Annotated in this window: 21 protein-coding genes; 9 read left to right on the top strand and 12 right to left on the bottom strand. The window is 47.4% G+C overall.

Going from position 1 to position 24,470, the window contains the following annotated elements; genetic code table 11:
* Positions 1-53: 53 nt before the first annotated feature.
* Entirely contained in the window at positions 54-1,121 is a 1,068-nt protein-coding gene (corA, locus tag AABK39_RS00735) for a magnesium/cobalt transporter CorA (protein ID WP_338393029.1), read from the bottom strand.
* Positions 1,122-1,527: 406 nt separating this feature from the next.
* Between corA and AABK39_RS00730 the strand changes: the two genes are divergently transcribed.
* Positions 1,528-2,979, top strand: a complete 1,452-nt coding sequence (locus AABK39_RS00730; protein ID WP_338393028.1) for a sulfatase-like hydrolase/transferase — start codon at positions 1,528-1,530, stop codon at positions 2,977-2,979.
* A gap of 127 nt (positions 2,980-3,106) precedes the next feature.
* A complete protein-coding gene (locus AABK39_RS00725) occupies positions 3,107-3,814 on the top strand; it encodes a hypothetical protein (protein ID WP_338393027.1) in 708 nt (235 codons plus the stop codon).
* 67 nt (positions 3,815-3,881) lie between these two features.
* On the opposite strand, the gene AABK39_RS00720 is transcribed toward AABK39_RS00725, so the two are convergent.
* Positions 3,882-4,055 (bottom strand): hypothetical protein, encoded by a 174-nt coding sequence (locus AABK39_RS00720; protein WP_338393026.1) that lies wholly within the window; start codon positions 4,053-4,055, stop codon positions 3,882-3,884.
* 236 nt (positions 4,056-4,291) lie between these two features.
* Here AABK39_RS00720 and AABK39_RS00715 point away from each other — a divergent pair, with 236 nt between their 5' ends.
* Entirely contained in the window at positions 4,292-8,017 is a 3,726-nt protein-coding gene (locus tag AABK39_RS00715) for an MBG domain-containing protein (protein ID WP_338393025.1), read from the top strand.
* Between the two features lie 135 nt (positions 8,018-8,152).
* Here the strand turns inward: AABK39_RS00715 and AABK39_RS00710 are convergent, their stop codons facing one another.
* The 8 genes from AABK39_RS00710 to AABK39_RS00675 all read right to left on the bottom strand — a co-directional run bounded on the left by AABK39_RS00710 (position 8,153) and on the right by AABK39_RS00675 (position 15,001).
* Complete coding sequence (locus tag AABK39_RS00710; RefSeq protein ID WP_338393024.1) at positions 8,153-9,010, bottom strand: TraB/GumN family protein; 858 nt, start codon at positions 9,008-9,010, stop codon at positions 8,153-8,155.
* Positions 9,011-9,348: 338 nt separating this feature from the next.
* Positions 9,349-9,948: a helix-turn-helix domain-containing protein gene (locus AABK39_RS00705; protein ID WP_338393023.1), complete on the bottom strand. Its 600-nt coding sequence runs from the start codon at positions 9,946-9,948 to the stop codon at positions 9,349-9,351.
* Between the two features lie 71 nt (positions 9,949-10,019).
* Positions 10,020-10,847, bottom strand: a complete 828-nt coding sequence (locus AABK39_RS00700) for a hypothetical protein (RefSeq protein WP_338393022.1) — start codon at positions 10,845-10,847, stop codon at positions 10,020-10,022.
* 231 nt (positions 10,848-11,078) lie between these two features.
* Complete coding sequence (locus AABK39_RS00695) at positions 11,079-12,029, bottom strand: lytic transglycosylase domain-containing protein (RefSeq protein ID WP_338393021.1); 951 nt, start codon at positions 12,027-12,029, stop codon at positions 11,079-11,081.
* Complete coding sequence (locus AABK39_RS00690) at positions 12,029-12,757, bottom strand: LOG family protein (RefSeq protein ID WP_338393020.1); 729 nt, start codon at positions 12,755-12,757, stop codon at positions 12,029-12,031. Before AABK39_RS00690 ends, AABK39_RS00695 begins: the two co-directional genes overlap by 1 nt.
* 294 nt (positions 12,758-13,051) lie before the next feature.
* Entirely contained in the window at positions 13,052-13,525 is a 474-nt protein-coding gene (locus AABK39_RS00685) for a hypothetical protein (RefSeq protein WP_338393019.1), read from the bottom strand.
* A gap of 117 nt (positions 13,526-13,642) precedes the next feature.
* Entirely contained in the window at positions 13,643-14,500 is an 858-nt protein-coding gene (gene nadC, locus AABK39_RS00680) for a carboxylating nicotinate-nucleotide diphosphorylase (RefSeq protein ID WP_338393018.1), read from the bottom strand.
* Positions 14,501-14,578: 78 nt separating this feature from the next.
* Complete coding sequence (locus tag AABK39_RS00675) at positions 14,579-15,001, bottom strand: DUF4783 domain-containing protein (protein WP_338393017.1); 423 nt, start codon at positions 14,999-15,001, stop codon at positions 14,579-14,581.
* Between the two features lie 373 nt (positions 15,002-15,374).
* On the opposite strand from AABK39_RS00675, the gene gpmI reads away from it, so the two are divergent.
* The 3 genes from gpmI to AABK39_RS00660 all read left to right on the top strand — a co-directional run bounded on the left by gpmI (position 15,375) and on the right by AABK39_RS00660 (position 19,040).
* Positions 15,375-16,895 (top strand): 2,3-bisphosphoglycerate-independent phosphoglycerate mutase, encoded by a 1,521-nt coding sequence (gene gpmI, locus AABK39_RS00670; RefSeq protein ID WP_338393016.1) that lies wholly within the window; start codon positions 15,375-15,377, stop codon positions 16,893-16,895.
* 717 nt (positions 16,896-17,612) lie between these two features.
* On the top strand, positions 17,613-18,143 hold the full coding sequence (locus tag AABK39_RS00665) for an RNA methyltransferase (protein ID WP_338393015.1): 531 nt from the start codon (positions 17,613-17,615) through the stop codon (positions 18,141-18,143).
* Positions 18,144-18,275: 132 nt separating this feature from the next.
* Entirely contained in the window at positions 18,276-19,040 is a 765-nt protein-coding gene (locus AABK39_RS00660) for a class I SAM-dependent methyltransferase (RefSeq protein ID WP_338393014.1), read from the top strand.
* A gap of 80 nt (positions 19,041-19,120) precedes the next feature.
* Here AABK39_RS00660 and radA read toward each other — a convergent pair whose 3' ends face one another.
* Together radA and recF are read right to left on the bottom strand one after the other, a co-directional pair.
* Positions 19,121-20,512: a DNA repair protein RadA gene (gene radA / locus AABK39_RS00655; protein ID WP_338393013.1), complete on the bottom strand. Its 1,392-nt coding sequence runs from the start codon at positions 20,510-20,512 to the stop codon at positions 19,121-19,123.
* A gap of 49 nt (positions 20,513-20,561) precedes the next feature.
* A complete protein-coding gene (gene recF, locus AABK39_RS00650; protein ID WP_338393012.1) occupies positions 20,562-21,647 on the bottom strand; it encodes a DNA replication/repair protein RecF in 1,086 nt (361 codons plus the stop codon).
* A 120-nt stretch (positions 21,648-21,767) separates the two neighbouring features.
* On the opposite strand from recF, the gene pdhA reads away from it, so the two are divergent.
* The 3 genes from pdhA to ribH all read left to right on the top strand — a co-directional run bounded on the left by pdhA (position 21,768) and on the right by ribH (position 24,352).
* Entirely contained in the window at positions 21,768-22,796 is a 1,029-nt protein-coding gene (gene pdhA, locus AABK39_RS00645) for a pyruvate dehydrogenase (acetyl-transferring) E1 component subunit alpha (protein WP_338393011.1), read from the top strand.
* A 174-nt stretch (positions 22,797-22,970) separates the two neighbouring features.
* Positions 22,971-23,672 carry a tetratricopeptide repeat protein gene (locus tag AABK39_RS00640; RefSeq protein ID WP_338393010.1) on the top strand — a complete coding sequence of 234 codons (702 nt, stop codon included), beginning with the start codon at positions 22,971-22,973 and terminating at the stop codon, positions 23,670-23,672.
* Between the two features lie 203 nt (positions 23,673-23,875).
* Positions 23,876-24,352: a 6,7-dimethyl-8-ribityllumazine synthase gene (gene ribH / locus AABK39_RS00635; RefSeq protein WP_338393009.1), complete on the top strand. Its 477-nt coding sequence runs from the start codon at positions 23,876-23,878 to the stop codon at positions 24,350-24,352.
* Positions 24,353-24,470: the final 118 nt, after the last annotated feature.

Genomic DNA, 24,470 nt, shown 5'->3' with positions numbered 1-24,470 from the left:
GACAACCCACTTTTCTGTATTCCTAAAACCGTTTCGGAAAACCCGAAGGTCTATTACAGCCAACCTTTCCGCTTAAAATACAACAGCATGACGGCGGCCACCGACAACATAATCACCCACACGCCCAAATAGCCGTAACGCCAACCCAGCTCCGGCATGTATTTGAAATTCATCCCGTATACGCCAGCCAAAAAAGTCAGGGGAATAAAAATGGTGGCGATCACCGTCAGCACCTGCATCGTTTGGTTCATGCGGTTACTTGTGCCGGACAAGTAAAGGTCCATTACGCCCGAAAGCAAGTCGCGCAAAGTCTCCACCGTTTCGTTAATCTGAATCACATGATCATACACGTCACGGAAATAGCGGACCGTCTCTTCCCCAACCAGGTCATGTCCGTCACGCAAAATCACGGACACCGCCTCGCGCAAGGGCGAACTGGCCCTGCGCAAATTCACCAACAATTTCCGTAAGCGTTGGATCTGCCTCAAGGTCTTGCCGTCCGCTTTGCCTTCAAACACCCGATCCTCCAAACGCTCGATTAGCTCCCCCGCTTTTTCCGTCACCAAATAATAATTGTCCGTCACCACGTCCATCATCCGGTACAGCATATAGGAGGGACTTTTGCCACGCACAAGGCTTTGCGGATTCCCCAACCTTCTAACTATATCTCCGAACACGTCCTCGTGTTGCTCTTGGAAAGAAACCAGCCAATCTGGCCCCATAATGACGCTGACCTGAGGTGCCCTAAGCCGGTAACCGCTGTTGTCAGTCAGCAGGCGTTTCATTACCACAAACAGACAAGGGGGAGCCAGTTCAGCCTTGGGCCGGTGTTGCGTATTCAGGATATCCTCAAGATACAGTGACGACAGCCCCATCTTTTCGAAAGCTTTCGCAAAACCTTGCACATCCTCCATACCACGCACGTTGATCCAACGGGTAGCACCTTCGGGCCTTGGCACTTCCCACGCTTCGCATAAACTGGGCGAGACCTTTTCGCTGAAATATCCTTTTCCAAAATCAATCACGCTGATTTGGGTCGGCAATGGCGCTTCCCGGCCCACAAACACGGCCGAACCCGGCGGTAAACCGGCCTTATCCGATATTCTGTCGCTATGTTTCATATTCCCGATCCAAGGACTCGTTCCGTCAAATAAAACTCCTCTCTATAAAATGACTTTAAGTGTTCATCCCATAAGATTGTTTGGAACACAATACCCCAAGAACATTATATTCAGAAACCCGAAACGCACTAACAACCAGTGCGCCGGCAATACGCTTTACCAAAACATTTCGCTCTTACATAAATATTACAACCCTATAAATACACACAACTGACAGACAAAAAAACATCTATACGGACCAGCCCGAGGTAAAATCCGCACCTTTGGATTTTTAGGAATAATGAAGGAGTAAGAGGCTTTTTTCAGACCAAAACAGGGAAAGTTTCCGAACCAATGAGATACCTCAAACCGAATACCTTATACCTAAGACCCAACAAATAATTTTTAGACTAAAAACGACAAGCAAATGAGCATTAGGATCCCTTTCTTTTTAATCGGGCTGATATTTTTCTTTACAAGTTGTAGTCAAAAGCAGAAAAGGCCTCCCAATATCATTCTAATGGTAGCCGACGATTTGGGATATAACGATCTGTCGTGTTACCGGGCGAAAAACGCTCCGCAAACAGGCGAAATTCCTACCAGCAACACACCCCATATCGACGGCTTGGCCAAGCAAGGGCTTCTGTTCACCGATTTTTACAGCGGTGCGGCCGTGTGTTCCCCGTCCCGGGCGGCTTTGCTGACGGGCAGAAACAAAACCCGGTTGGGCATCTACAACTGGATTCCGCCAAAAGTCCCCATGCATCTAGAAGCAGAGGAAACCACCATTGCGGAAATGCTCAAGGAACAGGGCTACGCCACCGGACATTTCGGAAAATGGCACCTTACGTCACAAGATATGCCACAGCCGGAGCCCTTGGACCAAGGTTTCGATTACGCCTTCTGGACTCATAACAACGCCATTCCATCACACCGAAACCCCGTCAACTTTATACGGAACAGGGAGAAGCTCAACGAGCTGAAAGGTTATTCCAGTCACTTAGTGGTAGAGGAAGCTATCACTTGGCTTAACAAAAAGAAAGACGACGAATCGCCGTTCTATATAAACGTTTGGTTTCATGAACCGCACAACAAAGTGGCCGCGCCCGATAGCCTGAAGAAGCGACACAAAACCCATAAGGCCTACTACGGGTGCATAGAGAACATGGACTACGCTGTAGGGCGCCTAATGAGCTACCTAAAGAAAAACGGGCTGGACGAAAACACCATCATCCTCTACACTTCCGACAATGGCTCGAAAGTAAAGGGCTCCAATAATCCGTTCCGCGGGCAGAAATGCTTCCAGTACGAAGGCGGTATCCGGGTTCCGTTTATCGCTTATTGGAAAGGTCGGATTCCGGCGGGAACCGTATCGCATAATCCCGGACATTTTACGGATGTACTGCCCACCCTCGCCAAACTGACTCAAAGCCCAGTCCCCGACAAAAAGGCGATAGACGGCGAAGACCTTTCCCAAATTTTCTTAGGCTTCGCCAGAACCCAAATCCGCAAAGAGCCATTGTTCTTTTACCGGTATTTCCACGACCCCATATGTATGCTCCGGCAAGGTGATATGGTATTGCTTGGCTACCAAAACCCGCCCAAACCATGGCAAAAGCATTATAACGAGGGAAAAGAAGCCCTTTTTAAACCAAAGAAAGGCGAGCCGTCACAATGGCGCTTTCAGGAGAGCCATATGAAAGCGCTGAAAAATCAGGAGCCGAAGTATTTTGAGCTTTACAACATCGGCGAAGATCTGGAACAGCGGGTTGACCTATCCGAATCGGAGCCAGAATTATTGGAACGGCTGAAGAAATCCATGCTGGAAAAACGATCCGAAATGGTGGAAGAGGGGGGCGATTGGTACGAGAAGAATTGAGTTAGGCCTAGAAGAAATATAAACCCTCAGCCTTTCTGGAGGAAAAAACACCGAACCGGAACCCAAAAGGAACCCTTGCTGTCAATACTTGGTTTGTAATGAAGTTAATCAGCAAAAGGTCCAGAAAATGAAAAGAACAGCAATCTTACTATTCGCATTTGCGCTATTGTTCTCATGCAACAATAAAAACAAAGAGTCTGACAAGACTTACGACTCATGGAAAATGGAAATGGCGGAGATTAGGAAAGACCACAGCGAAGCGCTTTCCATTCTGACCGGATTCGAAAAAAAGATCGACACCCATAAAGAAAGGCTAAAAGAATTCGCATCATATATTGATGGATCCAAAAAAGAGATAGCCACACTAAGGGCAAAAAAGAAACAGAAAGAAGCTTCCGCTTTAGAGAAAAAGATCATCGAAAGCGCTGATAAGAACATGAAGAAACATATTCATTTCGTAAGCTTTCTGGATAATCTTATGGCGGCTCAAGGAACATTCGAAGGAAAGAAATTCAATTTGATTCCGGTACCGGAAGATAATGCCGTAACAAAATTCAATTCTCTGGATGACGCGATCGCTTTCTGGATGAAGGAGAAAAACAACATCAATACCGGTCACGACAAGGCCTTGTCGATTATCATGGATTTGAAAAACCACATACACCAGCACCAAGCGGAGATTAAGGCCTTTTCCGAGAAAATAGCAAACCAGAAAGGGCAAAACGTAACACCGGAATTGGAGGACAACTACAAGGAAAACAAAAAGAAATACGATGAATTTGTCCCCCTTCTCAAAAGCCTAAAACAGATCCAGCAACAGTTTGAAGGGAAATAAAAATTAAGGGTCCCGCCATGGCGGGGCCCTTTGATTATACTCACGACTCAACCCAAAGGCCTATATATCAATCCTGAGCGACTTCCTCCGCCACATACTCCACTCCGTCAAACGTCACCGTGCCTGCGCCCAAATTGCCGGGCACCACAAACCGTTCGATATAATTGATCACCGCCTGCCTGTGCGCCAAACGCTGAAGTTCCAGAGCGATGGAATCCGAATTGGCATGTACCAAATCCAATACCGACGACTGGCCGTCATCGTCCAGCTTCAGGATAGAACACTAACCCCATTCTCATATGTAAATCCCTATCACATATTAAATTATGGTAATTTTATATTTACATATCCATTGTAAGCTAGGATTTATTTTCATTATTTTAGGCTAAAATTAATTTTTAATAAGAATTTATAGTAATGAAATTACGGAGCGTGTATTTTTTAGCCGTCATATTTCTACTGTCTTTCGGGCATATAATGGCGAAAACCAGAGTTACAAACGTCCATCCTGACGATTTGCAAGTACTGAAAACTATCCAGGACGCCAATCCCAGAAAACTAGACTGGAAGATTGACCTAAAGGCCAATACCATTATTTACTCACACGACCTTACTCTTGATTGGAATGATGAAAAACCAAGGCGACTGACAGCACTCAGGTTGTGGAATAGTCGTTTGGAAGGAAGTTGGGACTTGAGACCTTTAGATGCGCTAACGGAGCTTAATTGTGCCGAAAACCAGCTCACTGGCTTGGATTTAAGCGGAACCCCTAACTTGAAAGAGCTTTACTGTTCCGAAAACCAATTAAGAACTCTAGATCTGAGCAAAAACACCAATTTGGAGAAAGTTAGTTGCTATAGGAACCAATTGCAAACACTGACTCTCAGCGCAAATAATACTAATCTGACCGAGCTTTCTTGCTGGAACAATCAACTGACAACACTAGACCTGAGTACTCAAACTAACCTAAAGGAGGTTCATTGCGCCACAAATCAATTGTCAACGTTGACCCTCGGCGCAAACACTGCTCTAGAACTACTTGATTGCTCGTATAATCAATTAACAGCGCTGGACCTATCCAAAAACACAGCTTTGGACTGGCTAAGATGCAACAACAACCAATTGACAGTTCTGGATGTGAGTAACAATACCGCCCTGAGAGGTCTACATTGCTCCGCAAACCAATTTACAACCCTAGACCTTAAGGCTAACACGGCATTACAGCTCCTCTCTTGCGAATACAACCAATTGACAATCCTAGACCTTAAGGCTAACACAGCATTACGGCTCCTCTCTTGCGAAAACAATCAGTTGACAACATTGGACTTAAGCGCAAACACAACACTCGAAACTCTTGCTTGCACAAAGAACCAGTTGACAACATTGGACTTGAGAACTAACACAACTTTGAACTGGCTGAGATGCCAAGACAACCATTTGACAACGCTAGACTTGAGAACCAACACAAAGTTGAAATGGTTGGATTGCCATAACAACCAATTAACAGCGTTGGACCTATCCAAAAACACAGCCCTAGTAGAGCTTGAATGTTCCAACAACCAGTTGACAGCACTGGACCTGACCAAAAACACCGTTCTATCAAACATTAAATGCTACAACAACCAATTGAGAATTCAGTACTTCCAATCTCCCTCATATGACAGTTGGAACTTTTACGACAGACAAGGCTGGGGAGAAAAATTATTGCCCCAGAGATCTCTGAAGTTTTCCGAAACAGACAAATGGGAAACAGGCCAAATCATTGACCTGAGTAGCCAAAAGCAGATCTATAACAGAAATAGCCGTTATGAGTGGGTTGATCTCAGGGGTGAACCTGTTTCAGTAGACTCGAAGACTTCACCTAACGATGAAGCGAAAATACGTAAGCTAGAAACGGGAAAGTTTATGTTTAAGCAAAACGGGGTCTTCCGCTGTCGGATACATAACACTGCGTTACGGCATGTATACGAAGAGGACCAATACTTGGAAACCGCATCATATATCGTAGGTTCCGTGTACGACGATAAGGAACTAATTGCCCTTCAGGCTATCCTCGACATGCAAGACATTCAAACAGCCAATGACGAAAGCAAACGCCTACCTTGGGTTATAGATTTGGAAAAAGGAACGTTTGAGGAGACTTCAAGTTGGATAAACACTGTCGAATGGGACGTATCTAAAATCCCCTACCGGGTTACCAAATTAGATATCGCCCAAAGAAAACTGAAAGGAACAATGGACTTAAGCCCCTTCACAGCCCTGAAGGAGCTTTATTGTTCCGACAATCAATTGACATCCTTAAACCTAAGCGCCAACACCGTTCTTACTGAGATTAACTGTTCCAGCAACCAACTGACAGCTCTGAACCTAAGTACTAACACCGCATTAATGGAGGTTACATGTTCTGGAAACCAATTGGCAGCACTTGATTTGATCACTAACACTAAACTGCATTCACTATATTGTCATAGCAATCAGTTATCTTCCTTAGATTTGAGCGCCAACCCCTCCATAGTAATGCTTGAATGTTCCGCCAATCAACTAACCGCATTGGACCTTAGCGCTAATACCAGTCTAAAGACAATTAACTGTTCGGCCAACCAATTAACTACCCTAGATCTGAGCGCTAATACCAGTCTAAAGACAATTAACTGTTCAGCCAACCAATTAACAACCCTAGGTCTAAGCGCTAATACTAGTCTAACGACGATAAACTGTTCGAGGAACCAATTAACAACCCTTGGTATAAACACTAACGTATCCTTGGTGGAAATAAATTGTTCCAACAATCAATTGACCTCCTTAGACCTAAGCACCAACACCTCCCTGGAAAGACTAGAGTGTTCTCAAAACGCCCTAGCAACATTAGACTTAAATACCAATCCCGCTCTGAAAAGGCTTCATTGCAACAGTAACCAATTGACTACCCTAGACCTGAACGCAAACACAGTTCTGCAGTGGTTCATTTGCTCCAACAACCAATTAACAACGCTGAATATAAGCGCAAATACTGACTTAGCCACACTTGATTGCTCGTCCAATCAATTGAAAACGCTGAATATAAGCCAACACGAATCATTAAAGAGCGTTAAATGCGAAAACAATCATCTTAAACCCGAATCATTTCAATCACTTTCCTACAAAAATTGGAACCGTGAAGTGGCGAACTCCGGCACCGTGCTATTGCCTCAAACCAACGTGGAGTTAATAGAAAAAAATAGCTGGAATAAGGAAGAAACCCTCAACCTCACCAGTTATGCAATAATATTTGAAAACCCAAGCCGATTCGAATGGGTGGATATAGACGGCAATAAAATTACTACGGATACTGAGACCAATCCCAACGACGACGCAAAAGTAAGGCTAGTTGAGGACGGGAAATTCCAGTTTAAGCAGAGCGGAGCGTTTCTATGCCGTATCTACAACGACGCATTGGCCAATAGCGCAAAAGACCAACAATATCTGCAAACGGAAATATATTATGGAGGAAAACCGGCCGAACTAACATGGGAACTTCCCGAACAGATATACTATGGAGACCGGATAAACCTTACCGCCACCAGCAAATCCGGCGGAACCATCAATTATTACCTAAAAGAAGCTAGCGACAAGAAAAGCCAAATAATAGGGAATGTTCTACACGCCAAGACAGTAGAGTCCCTACAAATTGAAGCCAAGCTGGAAGCGACCGAAGAATACCAACCGGCCTTTCTTACAAAAGAAATCAATATACAGCCAAGGATCCTGACCGTCACTCCTCAAAAACAACTCAAGATAATAGGGGAGGAGGACCCCGCACTTGAATACACGATAACCGGCTTAATCGACGGTGATAAAATTACCGGCGAACTCAGCCGTGAGGAAGGCGAAGAAGTCGGGAAATACAAGATCCTGATCGGCACACTAGACGCTGGAGAAAACTACACACTAAAAGTTCAAGAGGAATACTTCAGCATTGGGACATTACTAAGCGCAGATGAAAGGAGGGAAATCACCGCCAGCCCCAATCCGGTAAGCGACCAGCTAAGTCTACGGAATCTGATCCCGGGAAATATCATCGAACTCGTAAACCTCAACGGAATCACGGTCAAGCAAGCCACTGTGGCAACGAATACTCACAGCCTTAATTGCTCTGGCCTAGCAGGCGGGGTGTATATCCTTAGAGTAAACGGGAAAGTCATCCAGAAAATCGTGAAGCAGTAGATCTAAACACACTATCCTTCAGGGAAAGGATCATAAAATAAAAACCGATACAGGAACTAAGTCTCCCGTATCGGTTTTTTAGCTTTGGCTCCACCCACACCTCACCAATTCCCTGCAACGAGTAAAACCACCCCGTCATTTCAACTGCGAGACCTTATACCCTTTTCTTTCCAGCTGGTGTATTAATCCGTCATTGCCGTACATATGCATCACGCCTACCAGCACAAACTCGGCGGGTTCGTCTTGCATCATATTTTCCAGTTGCGGAAGCCATTTATTATTTCTGTCGGTCAACAGATCCTTATAAATTTCGGGGTAATCGGATTTCATCTCTTTCACTTTCTCAGTAAAATACTCCGGCTTCCCGGCCTTCCACTCGTCAAGCATCGTCACCAAATCTCCGCTCATATTTTTCATGTCCTCCAACGAATACTTGACAAATTCATCCTCGTCTCCTTCGCCCATTTTGGATATCAAGTCCATTTGCTCCTCCATAGTCTCAAGGTACTTGATCGGAAGTTTTCTGTCTTTGGCTTTTTCATGATAAACCGCATCTACACCTTTCGACCCGATGCCTACCTTTTTCATTTCCATCGCCATCATCATAATCATAACCATCGAAGGCTTCATCCTTGTCAGGTGCTCCATCGGTAATTTGTAGCTTTCTACCTTGGCCTCCAACGCCGTGTAAGTGTCCTCTTCCAATACCGACCGCAGGGTCCTTCCGTCAGAATATTGACACTTGGCCATCACCATTTGGGCAAAATCGGGCGTCTTCGCTTTGTCCAAATCCGCCTCAAAGGCTATGACATCCGACTTCTCTAAAGTCTTGTCGTAAACGTCCGGCAGGGGAAAGTCCTGTTCCCTTAGCATATGTATCGTTCCGCCCAGATACATTACCTTCCCGCCTTTCTCCACCTTCCATACCGACTGCGAGTATCCCGTTGTCACCAACATGAGCAAACTCGCCAAGCATAATATCGCTTTTTTCATTTTTTTGAATTTTAAAAAATAAGATGAGATGATAACAATGTTAAAAAACATCTTATCTAAATACAAATATTTACTTGAAGACTATCTTTAAGGCTTCTACCAAGTCCGTAAGCACCCATTCTGTTGCCGTTGGTAAAAGAAAAAAACGTGAGCAAACGCAACACCTAAATCAAAAGGCGAAAAAGACACTGAATCCATAGAGAGTGAAGCAGAAGAAGGAAATATGCCAGACAATTTTTTAGATCAATGTCAGGAAAAGGCCGAAATAGGAGAGGAACAGACTAAGAATTTTCAAAAAGTATCACGGCAACAACAAAATCAGGCGCAAAAGAACACAGCTATCCCGCAAGATCCAACGCAGGTTCCGGATAGGTATTATTAACAGGCGAAGAAGTCTCCGAAAACTTGGCAATAGAAGCCGTCTTTACTTTTGTGCGACGGGCCCGGCGCTCTCGGTACCACTCCAAAAGCAACAGCCCCAAGGCGGTCATTTGCCGATAGTGGCGGGGCTTGTCGGCGAGCCGGAACAGGGAAAGACTACGGGGCCTCCGCATGGAAAAAAACGAGGCCTTTCCGGAGCGTATACGCCTATAAGTTTTGGTATCGGAAAACCACGCCACATGCGTGCGGGGCATGATTCTGTATTGTACAGTACGGCTCCGTAGCCGTTCCCATACTGAGCGGTAACGCCCGGGCCTAAAAGTCCCGCCCAAGCGTTTTCGGGCTTCCGCCAGACGTTGGGCCGTATGCGGGTCATACATCCCGCCCAAGCGGTTGCGTTCCAACTCCCGGCTTACGGTAGAAGGGGCGCAACGCAACGTACGGGCCGTTTCCCTCACGGAAGCGCCCTCCGCACGCATGGCGGATATCACACGCCTATGCCACAAAGTCAACTGAAAATAGCCCATAGGAGTGTATACGCCCAAAACGGCAACCAAGGCCAAGGGCTTCAGGCTATCCGAAGTAAGCTCGGCTTCGGTTTTGTTTGATTATCCGTATTAAACCTAGCCTACCAAACCTGCATCCAGTTGAAATACTCCCCGGTGTCTTCAGAATAAAGGAAAGAAGGGGAGGTGCCAAAATCATTAAAACCGGGATAGCCGTAACCGCTCAGGCTAAGCGTCACGAGCAATACCCAAAGCACACACAGCCCCGTAGCCAAATACTTATGCCCGGGGGTCCATTTGATTTTCTTTGCTTCGGTATAAACCGTAAAGGGATTGATATTATTACTCTCACTTAAAAAATAGACAGCAATCAGTAGAAAAGGCACAAAACACGTTATAACCACTGGCCAATAGAGAAACGTTCCCCCATTGCGTTTATTCACATTCAGCATTGTGCTTCCCAAAGCAAGCGGGGCCGGAACCTTCGACTCTATCCCTATATAAAATTTCCCACTCCACGGAATATGGATATCACATTCGGAATATCGCCGTCCTTCTTCCCATCGCCCGTCACTGTCCGTTCCACTCATCCGATACAGCTCTTTTACGTACTGACCCAAAACTACCGTCTTGGATTCATCAAGCAAATTCAGGCCGACAAAACAGTTGCCATCATATCTAAACTTCTGATTCAAATAGAGATGATAAAATTCTCCCGCTTCCATGTTATAGGGACCAACCACCAGCGTATCGGGCATAGTAGTCCAGTTATATTTCCTAACCGTTGAGTTAGCGCTGAAAGTGGCTCTGGTAAATAGAAAAACAACCATCGCAACAAAAAGTATCAAACCATATTTCATGATTTTCGGATCAGAATCACTGATCACACCCGAATTCCGTACATGTTCACCACTTCGACGGGCTTTTCTTCTTTGGTTCGCATTTGCCATAAAATAATACAAATTCAGAACAGATCGGATATATTCGATTACACATAATCCGCCTCCCTATATTTAAAAATAATATTTGCATATCGAAAATATGAAAAAAACCTAGCATACAACAAAAGCCACCCCTACTGGATGGCTTTTGCTTCAAATATCTATTCCAAAACGCTTAGAAGTATAATCTCCTTATTCGGTCTCAGGTTTAATATTCGCTACCTGATACCAAACAGGCTCTTAACTTTTTTCAGGTATCCAGATTTCGTATATCTTTCCCGATTTCTTAATCGTCAGGGTATTTCTCCTGAGCCAAGGGTTATGCCTTTTCAGGATTTTGTAATTGATTCCGTGTTTGAAAGCGAAAGCCGTCAGGTCGGTAATCGATTTTTTCACTTCCACTTTTTTCACTTTCTCAGGGTAGTAGAGTTGGTCCGCCGGGATGATAAAGCCGTATTTGTTCTGATTATTCAGAATCTCGCGGATAGCCAACAGGCGGAATACGTAACGCTTTGTCTCTTCATTGAGCAACAAATCGTAATACGACTCAACGCGTTGCTTTTTCAGTCTGCGTTGCAAGCCCGACATCCCGATATTATAACTGGCCGCCACGTTGGTCCAATTGCCGAACTTGGCGTGCGATTTTTTCAGGAATTTTACGGCGGCCTGAGTGGCTTTTACCGGGTGGTAGCGCTCGTCCACTTCCTCGTTCACCTCCAAGCCGTATTCCCTGGCCGTAGTGCGCATCAGTTGCCAATGCCCCGCGGCGCCAGCCGGCGAAACGGCGTTTGTAAATCCGCTCTCGATCAAAGGCAGATAAGCCATATCCTCCGGAATCCCTTCCTCTTTCAGTATGGGATTCACAAGCGGAAACCAACGGCTCGCCCTCTTGATCAGGAATATGGTACTCGAATGAAAATAGCTGTTGACATACAGTTCCCTGTCCAGGCGCTCCCACACATCGGGATCGTCAAGGGGCACTTGCTCTCCGGCAAATGAAAGCTCGGTAGGCGCCCTGAAGGCCCGCGCGTTCACAAATCCGGGAAGCTCGTCGGGCGTAACGCCCGGCCTGGCCTCTACGACTTCGGTTTTCGCTTTCGCCGTTTCCTTTTCGGTGTCCGGCATCAGCCTGAAACTGCCGGCCAAAACCGGAACAGCCAGGATAAGAACTGATAGTACTTTGTTTTTCATCAGAAATTCGGTGACAAGAGGTACTTGGAATAAAACTCCTCGATCGCCTCCACGGCCTCATCGGGCGTGTCCACAATCGTTATCAGATCAAAATCCACCTCGCTGATGTTGCCTTCGCGCGCACAAACCGTATCGCGGAGCCAGTCTATCAGACCGTTCCAGAAATCGCTGCCTACCAACACGATGGGGAAGCGTCCGATTTTTTCGGTCTGGATCAGGGTAATCGCCTCGAAAATCTCGTCGAGAGTACCCATACCGCCCGGCATTCCGATAAAGCCCTGCGAATAACGCACGAACATCACTTTGCGGACAAAGAAATAGTCGAAGGTGATCAGCTTGTCAGGGTCAATGTACATGTTGTGTCCCTGCTCAAAAGGCAAATGGATATTCAGCCCCACGGACTTGCCCCCCTCGCGGTTGGCGCCCTTGTTACCCGCTTCCATAATGCCCGGCCCGCCACCGGTAATCACGCCGTAGCCGTTCTGTACCAATTTGGCGCCGATCTCTTCGGCCATTTTGTAGTACTTGCTTTCAGGGTCGGTCCTCGCCGATCCGAAAATCGATACGCAAGGGCCTATCTTGGCCAGCTTTTCGAAGCCTTCCACAAACTCGGCCATTACCTTGAAAATGGTCCACGAATCGTGGCTTTTGATCTCACTCCAATTCTTATTGCGAAAAGCTTGCCTTATTTTCCGTTCCTCGTTCGCGTTTTTTTCTTTTTCCGTCATGTCTATGCTCCTTTATACAAATAAAAATATTCCCTGGCGCCCAATAATGGCGGGGAGCTTCTTGCTACAACGAAAAAACCGCGGAAAACTTCACCTCCCCAACGCCTCAAAAAACTGCGGACGCAAATATGTTTACTTCTTACGCTTGCGCATGGTTACAAAAGTAAGGTCGAAAAAAGTCAAAAACACTGCTATTTGCAACGATTCCCCATTTTGGCTTTGATAAAAACAAAAATCCCCCGCCATAGTACGGCGGGGGATTTTTACAATTCATTAACGGCCAGTGCCGAAGAATTATTTCAGGTAACCTTTTCTCTTCAACAAGGCTTCCAAAAATTTGATCTGGGCCTCGGAATTAAAGATTTTGAAAGGCAAATAAATCAGCTGTACGGGCGACAACCACAATGCGAAAGCGTTTTTCTCCACGCTGGCGTTCTTGATTTGGTCCCAAGTCATCGGCATTCCCTGCTTGGTGTTGAGCTTGATCAGTACCTGGCGACTGTCGATTTCGTACGAAAGTTTTTCAAACAGCATTTTGCCTTGCTCATGCTGGGTAATGCCCGCAAACTGGATCAACCAAAACAGGACATACAAAACGAGCAGGATAGTAGATCCGATAAACCACCACCAGCTCGGCAGAAATATGGCCGGCAGGTTCAGCGCCACATAAATCAGGGCTACCCACCATTGTTTTTTCATGGTCCGTACCATGCCCAGCTTGATAAAAGTTTCCTTGTCAAGCGCGTACTTCTTAGTCTTAACGATCATTTGAGTAATCTTTTCCCAAAAAAAGCATGGTGTTCCCACTCCGGCCTGAGCCGTGGCTTTCCCGCAACAGCCGTCTTACCGGCTGGCCGCTTTTCTAAGGTCTTCGTTTTAGGTTTTTCAATATGCTTTCAGGCTCATATCCAAGCTACTGACAGAGTGTGTCAACGCGCCCGCGGAAATGTAGTCAACGCCCGTCTCGGCCATATCGTGAAGGTTTTCTTCCGTAATGCCTCCCGAGGCTTCCGTCTCAAAACGTCCGTCGATAAGCTTTAAAGCCTCACGGATCTGGTCCGGGCTCATATTGTCGAGCATAACTACGTCCACACCACCGGTCTCGCACACTTCGCGCACTTCGTCAAGGTTGCGGGTCTCCACCTCTATACGGAGGTCCTTGCCCTTTTCCTTAAGGTATTTCTGCGTAGCTTCGATGGCTTTGCGCACGCCTCCGGCAAAATCGACGTGGTTATCCTTGAGCATAACCATATCGTACAGACCGAAGCGGTGGTTCTTCGCACCACCGATAGCCACCGCCCATTTTTCCAGAACACGGATATTCGGCGTAGTCTTACGCGTATCCAGCAGTCTGGTCTTGGTGCCTTCCAACAAGCTAACCATATGACGGGTGTAAGTGGCGATACCACTCATACGTTGCATGATATTGAGCGCCAAACGCTCCGACGTAAGGATAGATCTGGCGCGACCTTCCACAGTAAGGCCTATATCGCCCTTACGTACGGTGTCGCCGTCCTTAATTTTTACGTCCACTTTCAGTTCCGGGTCTACCAGATGGAATACTCTGCGCGCGGCCTCAAGCCCGGCCATTACGCCGTCGGCTTTGATGATCAGCTTCGCGCGACTCTTGGTTCCTTCTGGTATAGACGCCAATGAGGAATGATCTCCGTCCCCCACGTCCTCTTTGATAGCTGTCCGGATACAGTTATCTAATGCCTCCTCTGTTAAGTATTTCAGTTCCACGTCGCGAAAATAAAAAAAAGCGCGTAAACATTAGCGCTTCTGATTTTTTAGGAATTTACCCGATAAAAAACTCAACAGTTATTCTTCTGTAAAGTTCATTGCCCTGACCAAATATTGCCCGCTTTCCTGAGACATCAAAATGTACACCCTGTAGGTGGCTCCCGAGCTTTTGTACTTGCCTATGGCGTACTTGAGCCCCTCCTGCGAACTGCCCTCGTGGACGTAGTCAAAACCCGTGGCCGGATGCTTTCCGAAAAAGCCCCGGAACAGATTTTCGGCTTCGGACTGGCTGTAGCCGGCCTTGCTGCCGGACATCGTGATCTCCACTTTGCCCGTAAACAGGCGCACAAGCTCTTTGGCGCTACCTGACTCCAGCGCAGCTTTCACATCCTCCTTCAAAGAATTCTCGGAGGCGAAAGCGTTGACTCCGAACAAGATGACCAGAAAGCCGGCGAGGATCGTCCCTGCGTATCCCGAACCGATTGTTTTACGTACCGCCATAGCTGCGAACTTTTGATTGACCCCAAAATATAAACAACGGGAAAAGTGTTCTTCCGACAATGTAACGGGGTAATATTTTGCTGAAAATTACCTCATTGATTAAATTTTTTCAACAAAACGATTCATTATTTCCCAATAATGGGACTAAACTCCCCCTCAGCGTATCCCAGCGCCCTTTCGAAAGGTTGAAGCTAAACCTGTCGGGGAGGCGAAACTCAGGCATCGCCACAAATTCGCCTACCATGATACAGGTCAATGTAATATGAACCTCAATGTGCTATTTTTACGCGCAAATAAGGCCGGCCACCCGCAAGGTGGGGCAGAGGCCTTTAAGGATTTGAAATCAAGGAGAAAGTAATAAACCACACTGATCATGGACAAGAAAGTTATCCTCATGATTCTGGACGGCTGGGGATTGGCCACAAACCCTGAAGTTTCGGCCATCGACAAAGCCAACACGCCTTACGTCGACTCGCTCTTCGCCAACTACAAGCACTCTAAGCTGCACGCCTCAGGCCTGCACGTGGGCTTGCCTGACGGGCAAATGGGCAACTCGGAAGTAGGACACATGAACCTTGGAGCCGGACGCGTGGTTTATCAGGACCTTGTGAAAATCAACAAGGCTTTCGAAGAAAACACTATCGGCGAAAACACCGCCCTGATCGAGGCTTTCGAATACGCGAAATCGAAAGGAAAGAAAGTTCACTTCATCGGACTCGCCTCTGACGGCGGCGTACACGCCCACATCGATCACCTCAAAGGTCTCCTCACTTTGGCGCAAGGCTCAGGTCTCGAAGACGTATTCGTTCACGCCTTCACTGATGGCCGTGACACTGACCCTAAAGGCGGTTACGACTACCTCAAGGGCCTTCAGGAGCACATGGACAAGACTGCCGGCAAAATCGCCTCTGTAGTTGGACGTTACTACGCCATGGACCGCGATAACCGTTGGGAGCGCGTTAAGCTCGCCTATGACGTAATGGTGAAAGCCGAAGGCAAGAAGACCACTGACGTATTGCAGTCGATCAAGGACTCTTACGCCGAAGACGTGACCGACGAGTTCATCAAGCCGATCGTAAACACCGATGCTGACGGAAATCCGCTCGCCAAAATCGAAGAGCACGATGTGGTAATCTGCTACAACTACCGTACGGACCGCGGACGCGAAATCACGCAGGCCCTCAACCAGCGTGACTTCCCTGAGCAGGACATGAAGAAGCTCGACCTCCACTATGTGACTATGACGAATTACGACGACACCTTCAACGAGGTGAACGTGGTATTCGACAAAGACAACCTCAAGAACACCTTGGGCGAAGTGTTGGCCGACGCCATGAAAAAGCAGATCCGTATTGCGGAGACTGAAAAATACCCTCACGTAACGTTCTTCTTCTCTGGCGGACGCGAAGTGGAGTTCGGCGGAGAGAAGCGTTTGCTTTGCCCGTCACCGAAAGTGGCCACTTACGACCTTCAGCCTGAAATGAGCGCCGGAGATATCCGTGACAAGATCGTTCCTGAGCTTAAGGAAGGCGACGTGGACTTCGTATGCCTCAACTTCGCCAACACCGATATGGTGGGCCACACCGGCGTATTCGAAGCCGCCGTTAAAGCCGCCGAAACTGTTGACTCTTGCGCCAAAGAGGTGATCGAGACTGCCAAAGAAAACGGATACACCGTATTGGTACTCGCAGACCACGGCAACTCGGACTACATGATCAACGAAGACGGAACTCCGAACACCGCCCACACCACTAACTTGGTGCCTTTCATCGTGGTTGACGACAAGTTCGACGGCGACGTGAAAGATGGTAAGCTCGGCGACGTTGCTCCGACTATCCTCAAGCTTATGGGCGTAGCTCAGCCAGAGGAAATGACTGGCGACGTATTGATCTAAATCATCCAGACTGTAAGCCCCGCAAGGGCATCTTTTATACAAACCGACGAAAGCCCGCCTCCACCATGGCGGGCTTTTGCTTTATTTAAGCCTAAGTGAAATCTAGTTCCAAAGGTGAAAAACAAAGCTTTTCTGATAAAAATCACACGGAAATCACCATGTAAGGCACAAGCCAAAAGTAACCGAAAAATGGAATTCCATTACACCCAAATCGTTACCCTTTTTCAAAAACAAGCGATTATATAACTTGCGACAAGCAACGGGAGCCTCCACACAAGGCTCTCTTGCTGATAGGGTTAAACACTTTTTTAGACTTTTACCCCCGGAAACCTAAGTGTTTCCGGGCCTTTTCGATTATTGCCCGAGCGGTATATCCATGGCCGGATCTTTCAATATCACTCTAAAAGTTAGGTAACAACCCAGCTATACAAACTGACCAATCATCGCCAGTTGCTAAATCCGCCACCGATTAACAGTCCGAAACTCTATTTTCTTCACATTTCATTCATATTACTTACTGGACACATATTCATATTTACACAAAAACAACAAAGAACCTTACATGAGCATTCAGGTAACATAGATCGCAGAAGAGATCTGGCAGAAAGTGAAAAACAAGAGTCGACAGCTTCGGAAAAAAGTCTTTATTTTTGCTCTACCGTGCCTAGCGTCTTCCTTAAGCAACAGGAGACAAAGTGCGAAGTATCGATTTTACTTATGAGAAAACTCAAAAATGAAGAACTCGGACGCCTTTCGGTTGAAGAGTTTAAAGAAGCCGAAAAGGCTCCGATAGTCATTGTTCTTGACAACGTAAGAAGCCTCAACAACGTAGGTTCGGCATTCCGTACGGGCGACGCTTTCCTTATCGAAAAACTGTATCTCTGCGGTATCACGGGTCGCCCACCACACCGCGACATCCAAAAAACAGCGCTTGGCGCCCAAGACAGCGTAACTTGGGAGCACGCTCCCGATTCCATAGCCTTGGCCGAAAGACTTAAAGAAGAAGGCTATACCATTGTGGCGGTGGAACAGGCTGAAAACAGCGTAAAACTCGACCGCTTTGAGCCTGAGCCTGGTAAAAAATACGCTTTGGTATTCGGCAACGAGGTATTCGGAGTTGACGAGAAGATCGTGGACACGGCCGATATCGCTCTTGAGATTCCGCAATTCGGGTCTAAGCATTCGCTCAATATCTCGGTAAGCATGGGAATCGTTTTGTGGGAAGTTTTCAAAAAAATCAGACTTTAAGCTGTTTCCATACCGCAAAAGCCCAGTTATTTACATCTTGACCTTGCGTACCGTTGCGTTTAAATCACCGATAACCTTACTTTAGGAGTCGTCGTGATAGTGGACTTTCGACCAACCAAACGATAAGCCACTATGGAAAACCACTGGGAAACATCTCTTTACAATAATAAACACGCCTTCGTGTACCGTTTCGGTGCGGGCTTGGTGGATCTGCTCGCCCCAAAACCCGGTGAGAGGATTCTGGACTTGGGTTGCGGCTCGGGCCAACTCACCGACATGATAGCCCGCCACGGAGCCACGGCCATTGGTGCGGACAAATCGCCGGAAATGGTGGCCGACGCGTGTGCCCGTTATCCCGAACTGGATTTTCATGTCAAAGACGCCTCCGACTTTCTCTTCGAAGAACCTTTCGATGCTGTTTTCTCCAACGCTACGCTCCATTGGGTTCCCGAAGCCGGGCAAGCCGTCCGCTGTATGGCCAAAAACCTTAAGCCCGGAGGCAGAATCGTGCTCGAATTCGGAGGAAAGGGCAACGTAAAAACCATCCTCGACGCCTTGGCTGTGGAGCTTACGGCAAAGGGTTACGGAAAAAACGCACAAAACGCCGTCTTCTATTTTCCGTCAATCAGCGAATACAGCTCGTTGCTTGAAGCTAACGGATTCGAGGTAAACATGGCCACGCTCTATGACCGGCCAACGGAATTAGCCAATCCGGAAACGGGCGTTATCGATTGGCTGGATATGTTCGCCGACTCTTTTGCCACAGGCATCGACGCTGACGAATGGCTGGAAATCCGCAAGGCGACGCAAAACCGCACTTTACCGAAGTTTTTGAAAGAAGGAAAACTTTACGCCGACTATCGTCGCATCAGGGTTTTGGCTACAAAGAAAAACTGAACGCACTAAGACGCATAATGAAAAAGCGCCGTTCTGGAAATGTCCAAAACGGCGCTTTTCTATTCTTAAGAATTGATAAACTATGCGAACAAATCCCGAAAAACTTCGCTAAGTTTTCCGAACGAGCGCACTTCTATATCGTATTTTTTCAGGTCGATTCCCTTAATGGCGTAACGCGACACATAAATCTCACGGAAACCAAGCTTGGCGGCTTCGGCTATCCGGCTTTCCAGATGGTTCACGGCCCTAATCTCGCCTCCCAAGCCGACCTCAGCGGCAAAACAAGCTTTCTCCGACACAAACTTTTCGATATACGAAGAAATAAGCGATACGCACACCGCAAGGTCCAAGGCCGGATCCTCGACTTTCAAACCGCCGGCAATATTCAAAAATACGTCCTGAGCGCCGAGTTTAAAGCCTCCACGTTTTTCCAAAACGGCCAAAAGCATATTCAGCCTTTTCACGTCAAAGCCCGTCGTACTGCGCTGTGGCGTGCCGTAAGTGGCCGTACTGACCAACGACTGGATCTCAATCAATAACGGACGCCGACCTTCCAGCGTAGCGCCAATCGTTACGCCACTCAGCTCGCTTTCCTTTTGGGTAATCAGGATTTCCGAAGGGTTCGAAACTTCGCGCAACCCATCATGCCGCATCTCGTAAATACCGAGTTCGGAAGTGGAACCGAAACGGTTTTTGATCGTCCGCAAGATGCGATAAGCCATATGCCGGTCACCCTCAAACTGAAGGACAGTGTCCACCATATGTTCCAAAACTTTCGGCCCAGCGATGTTTCCGTCCTTATTAATATGGCCGATCAGGAAAGTAGGGGTGTCCGTCTCCTTGGCGAATTTCATCAACTCGGCCGTACATTGTTTTACCTGCCCGATACTTCCCGCCGCCGATTCCATATAGCTGGAATGCAAAGTCTGGATCGAATCCACAACCAAAACATCGGGCTTCAACAACTCAACCTGCTTGAAAATATTTTGGGTCGATACCTCCGTCAAGATATAACAGTCGTCAGACTTAAAGACCATCCGCTCGGCACGCATACGAATCTGCTGTTCGCTTTCCTCACCGGATACGTACAGCACTTTTTTGTCCTTGAGCTTAAGCGCAATCTGCAACATCAGCGTAGACTTTCCAATACCCGGCTCGCCACCGATCAGCACAAGCGAGCCCGGCACGATACCGCCACCCAAAACGCGGTTAAGTTCTTCGTCAAAACTGTCGAAGCGGGGTTGTTCCTTAGCGCTAATGTCAGTGATGCGCTGTGGCCGGCTTTTCTCCCGCCCACTCGTACCACGGTCGGCCTCCGTACGCCAAGCCACCGAGCCTTTGCCTTTTTCCTCTTTCGTCACCACCTCTTCCACGTAAGTGTTCCACTGTCCGCAAGAGGGGCACTTGCCCAGCCATTTCGGCGACTGGCTACCACAATTATTGCAAAAATATGAAGTCTTGATTTTGGCCATGGCTAAAGTTATGAATATGAAAACCGCTCCGCAAGCTTACTTAGGCGGGCTAGCGTTCAATATTGACGGAATTGATATCGGCGTTTATTTCCCCAAAAAGCCCTTTCGTCCGCTCGGGCCTGGCGTCGGTTACGAATATTTGCCCAAATGCGTTTTCAGAAACCAAATCCATCATCCGGGAAATACGGCGATCATCGAGTTTGTCGAAAATATCGTCCAGCAAAAGAATCGGCTTATAGCCTTTCAGCTCCCTGATTATTTCAAACCGGGCCAATTTCAACGCCACAAGAAAAGATTTCTGCTGGCCTTGCGATCCGAATTTCTTCAACGGATAATCATCGATGGTAAACACAAAATCATCTTTATGGATTCCCACCGTGGTGCGTTGCAAGCGAAGATCGTTGGCTCGGGCCTCGAACATCATCGCTTTCATATCACCGGCGGAAAGCTGGCTGGAATAACGGATATTCACTTCCTCGTTGCCTTCTGAAAGATGCCTGTAGTGGTCAGAACATGTTTTAGAAAACTGTTGGGCGAAAACCTGCCTCTTGGCGTAAATGGCCATGCCCAAAGCGGAAAGCTTGTCGTCGTAGTGGTCCAGAAGGTCTTTGTCGAAATAGCATTTTTCGGCAAACTGCTTCAGCAAATTGTTCCGGTGGCGGAGATACCTTCCGTATATAATAAGGTCTGCCAGATACTCGATATCGGTCTGGGAGATCGCGCTGTCAAAAAATCTTCGCCGGATTTCGCTTCCTTCCCTGATAATGTCGGAATCGTCGGGAGCGATGAGCACAACCGGAAACCGGCCCACGTGTTCGCTTAGTTTTTCGTAAGGAACTTTGTCCAACGTAATAATTTTCTTCTCTTTCAGCTTGAGCGAGCACATCACCTCATGGCTTTCCTCTTCGTGCCTAAAACGCCCTTTAACCATGAAAAAAGGCTCTCCATGGCGTATATTTTGGCTATCGACAAGATTGAATGCGCTTTTACCTACGGACAAATAATGGATAGCGTCCAGAAGATTTGTCTTCCCGCAACCGTTCGCCCCGAGGATGGCATTAATGCCCCCCGAGAAACCGCAGGTAAGATTTTCATAATTCTTAAAGTTGAGCAGATCAATATTTTCGATAAACATTAAGCAGATTCCAAGATTGAATGTGAAGCATTTTTACGTATTTTCGCAAAAATAACAAGTTAGGGCTTTATTGCTCAACCACGTTACGAATCAACACTATAAACTAAAAACAAATAGATTATGGCTAGCGCAAAGGACCAATCCAACGCGACCGCTAAAGCGAACGAAAAGTTCTCGAAAGAGACTTACTCGACTTGGTACGAGCAAATGCTGTTGATGAGAAGATTCGAGGAAAAATGCGGCCAGCTATACGGCCAGCAGAAAATCCGCGGGTTTTGTCACCTATATATTGGACAGGAAGCTTGCGTGGCCGGAGCGGTTTCGGCCCTGAAGCGCGGCGACAAATATATCACTGCCTACCGTGACCACGCCCACCCGTTGGCGTTGGGTTCAGACCCTAAGAAAATCATGGCGGAGCTTTACGGCAAGGCCACCGGTATTTCTAAAGGTAATGGCGGTTCGATGCACATGTTCGACAAAGAGAACCATTTCTACGGCGGACACGGCATCGTAGGCGGACAGGTTCCTTTGGGAGCGGGTATCGCTTTCGCCGACATGTACAAAGGCAACGACAACCTCTGCGTCACTTATATGGGTGACGGAGCCGTACGCCAAGGCGCTTTCCACGAAGCGCTGAACATGGCCATGACCATGAAAATCCCGGTAATCTTCGTTATCGAGAACAACGGATACGCCATGGGTACTTCAGTGTCGCGTACTTCCAATATGACTAACCTTTCGCAACTCGGCGAAGCTTACGACATGCCTAACGAGTCTGTGGACGCCATGCTTCCTGAAGAAGTTCACGGAGCAGTGGAAAGAGCCGCCAAGCGCGCCCGCGCCGGCGAAGGTCCAAGCCTGTTGGAATTCCGCACTTACCGCTACAAAGGCCACTCGATGTCTGACCCGGCCAAGTACCGTACAAAAGAGGAAGTGGCCGAGTACCGCGCCAAAGACCCAGTGGAGCATGTGAAAAACATTTTGCTCAACGAAGGCTGGGCCACTGAGGAAGAGCTCAAGGAGCTTGACAAAAAAATAAAAGCAGAAGTACTCGAATGCGTTAAATTCGCCGAGGAGTCGCCGTTCCCTACCGCTGATCAGGCCCTCCAAAACGTATACGCCGAGGACTACGAAATCATGCAAGATTAATTCCGAAAAACGGAAAAGCGAAAACCCGGTCACACTCCAAGACCGGGTTTTCGCTCTTTTTTTATGACCACCACGCCTTTGGGCTCACAATGTCCCTTTATTTTTAATGGGTTTCTCCCGAAAAAACCTTATTATTGCGGACCGAGCTAAGTGAGAAGACAGAAATTTATAGCGATGTCGAAGAACGATAAAAAAAATCAAGAGCATAAAGGAAACGAGATTTTTGAAAGCGCCGACGCGCTCCATGAAGAAGGAACCAAGTTTTACGAGAAAAACAAGTGGGTTCTGATGGGGGCCGTAGCCCTTATTATGCTGGCCGTAGCCGGCACTTTCGGATGGCAAACGTTCTCTACTAGCCGTGAGGCGAAAGCTCAGGAAGAAATCTTCCATGCCATTTTCTATTTCGAAAACGGCAAATTCAACGAAGCCCTGAACGGCGACGGAAACCACGCCGGATTCCTCGACGTGATCAAGGATTACGGATCGACAAAAGTCGGTAACATGGCGCACTACTACGCCGGTATCTCTTACCTGAAAGAAGGCGATTACGAAAAAGCCATCGAAAACCTTAAGCAATTCAGCTCTAGCGAGCTTATCCTCCAAGGACGCGCCTACGCCGTAACCGGTGACGCTTATCTGGAACTAGGAAATTATAAGGAAGCCGCCTCTTACTACGAGAAGGCCGCCAACTACAAGCCTAACGAGTCTTTCACTCCCGCTTACCTCGTAAAAGCCGCCTTGGCTTACGAAACCGCTGGCGAAACCGCTAAAGCAGAGCAGGCGTACAAGACCATTATCAACAAATACAAGAAATCAAGCGAGTACAACGACGCTCGAAAACAGCTGGCCAGACTTCAGGCCTCAGCCGGAAAATAAATACCGGTAACGCTAACTTTATAGCGTAGAAAAGGGATGAGGCCAAAGGCTTCATCCCTTTTTTTGTGTTTAAGAAAACAGGAAAGCTGACAAATTTTGTAGAAACAAGACAATGGGCTGTGCCCCAAAGTGTCTTTTTTCATCGCCGGCTTATCCGAAAAGAAATAGAAACCGCCCCAAAAGGGCACACCGTAAAGGCAAATATGGCAAGCGCACAAAAGAACCTGAGCGAATTTTCCGCAAAGAATGTCACCGACATGTCGGACAAAAGATTCGCTATCGTCGTGTCCGAATGGAACGAGGAAATCACCGAAGCCCTCTTCAACGGAGCGATGGAAACATTGCTCAAGCACGGGGCCAAACAAGAAAACATAATCCGCAAAGACGTACCCGGCAGTTTCGAATTGTCAATCGGGGCGCAGTGGGCGGCCCAAGTCGATGAAATTGACGCCGTAATCTGCCTCGGCTGCGTAATCCAGGGCGAAACACGCCATTTCGATTTCATCTGCCAAGCCGTAGCAGACGGAATCACCAACGTATCGCTCAAATACAACAAGCCAGTAATCTTCGGCGTACTGACTCCCGACAACCAGCAACAAGCGCTGGACAGGGCAGGAGGCAAGCACGGCAACAAGGGAGACGAAGCGGCCATTACCGCCGTCAAGATGCTGGGATACTAAATCCCCCGCTACGGTAAGGAAGCGAACGCCAAACCGGAGCGATACCGGACCATGGCAGATTGAACGAACGTACCTGAAACACCTGCCTGTACCGGAATTATCTACACTAGTTAAGTTT

This window comes from Fulvitalea axinellae (genome assembly GCF_036492835.1).
In the GTDB taxonomy this organism is placed as follows: Bacteria; Bacteroidota; Bacteroidia; order Cytophagales; family Cyclobacteriaceae; genus Fulvitalea; species Fulvitalea axinellae.
The sequence above is the reverse complement of the archived record's forward strand: the minus strand, read 5'-3'. Positions and strand labels throughout refer to the sequence as shown.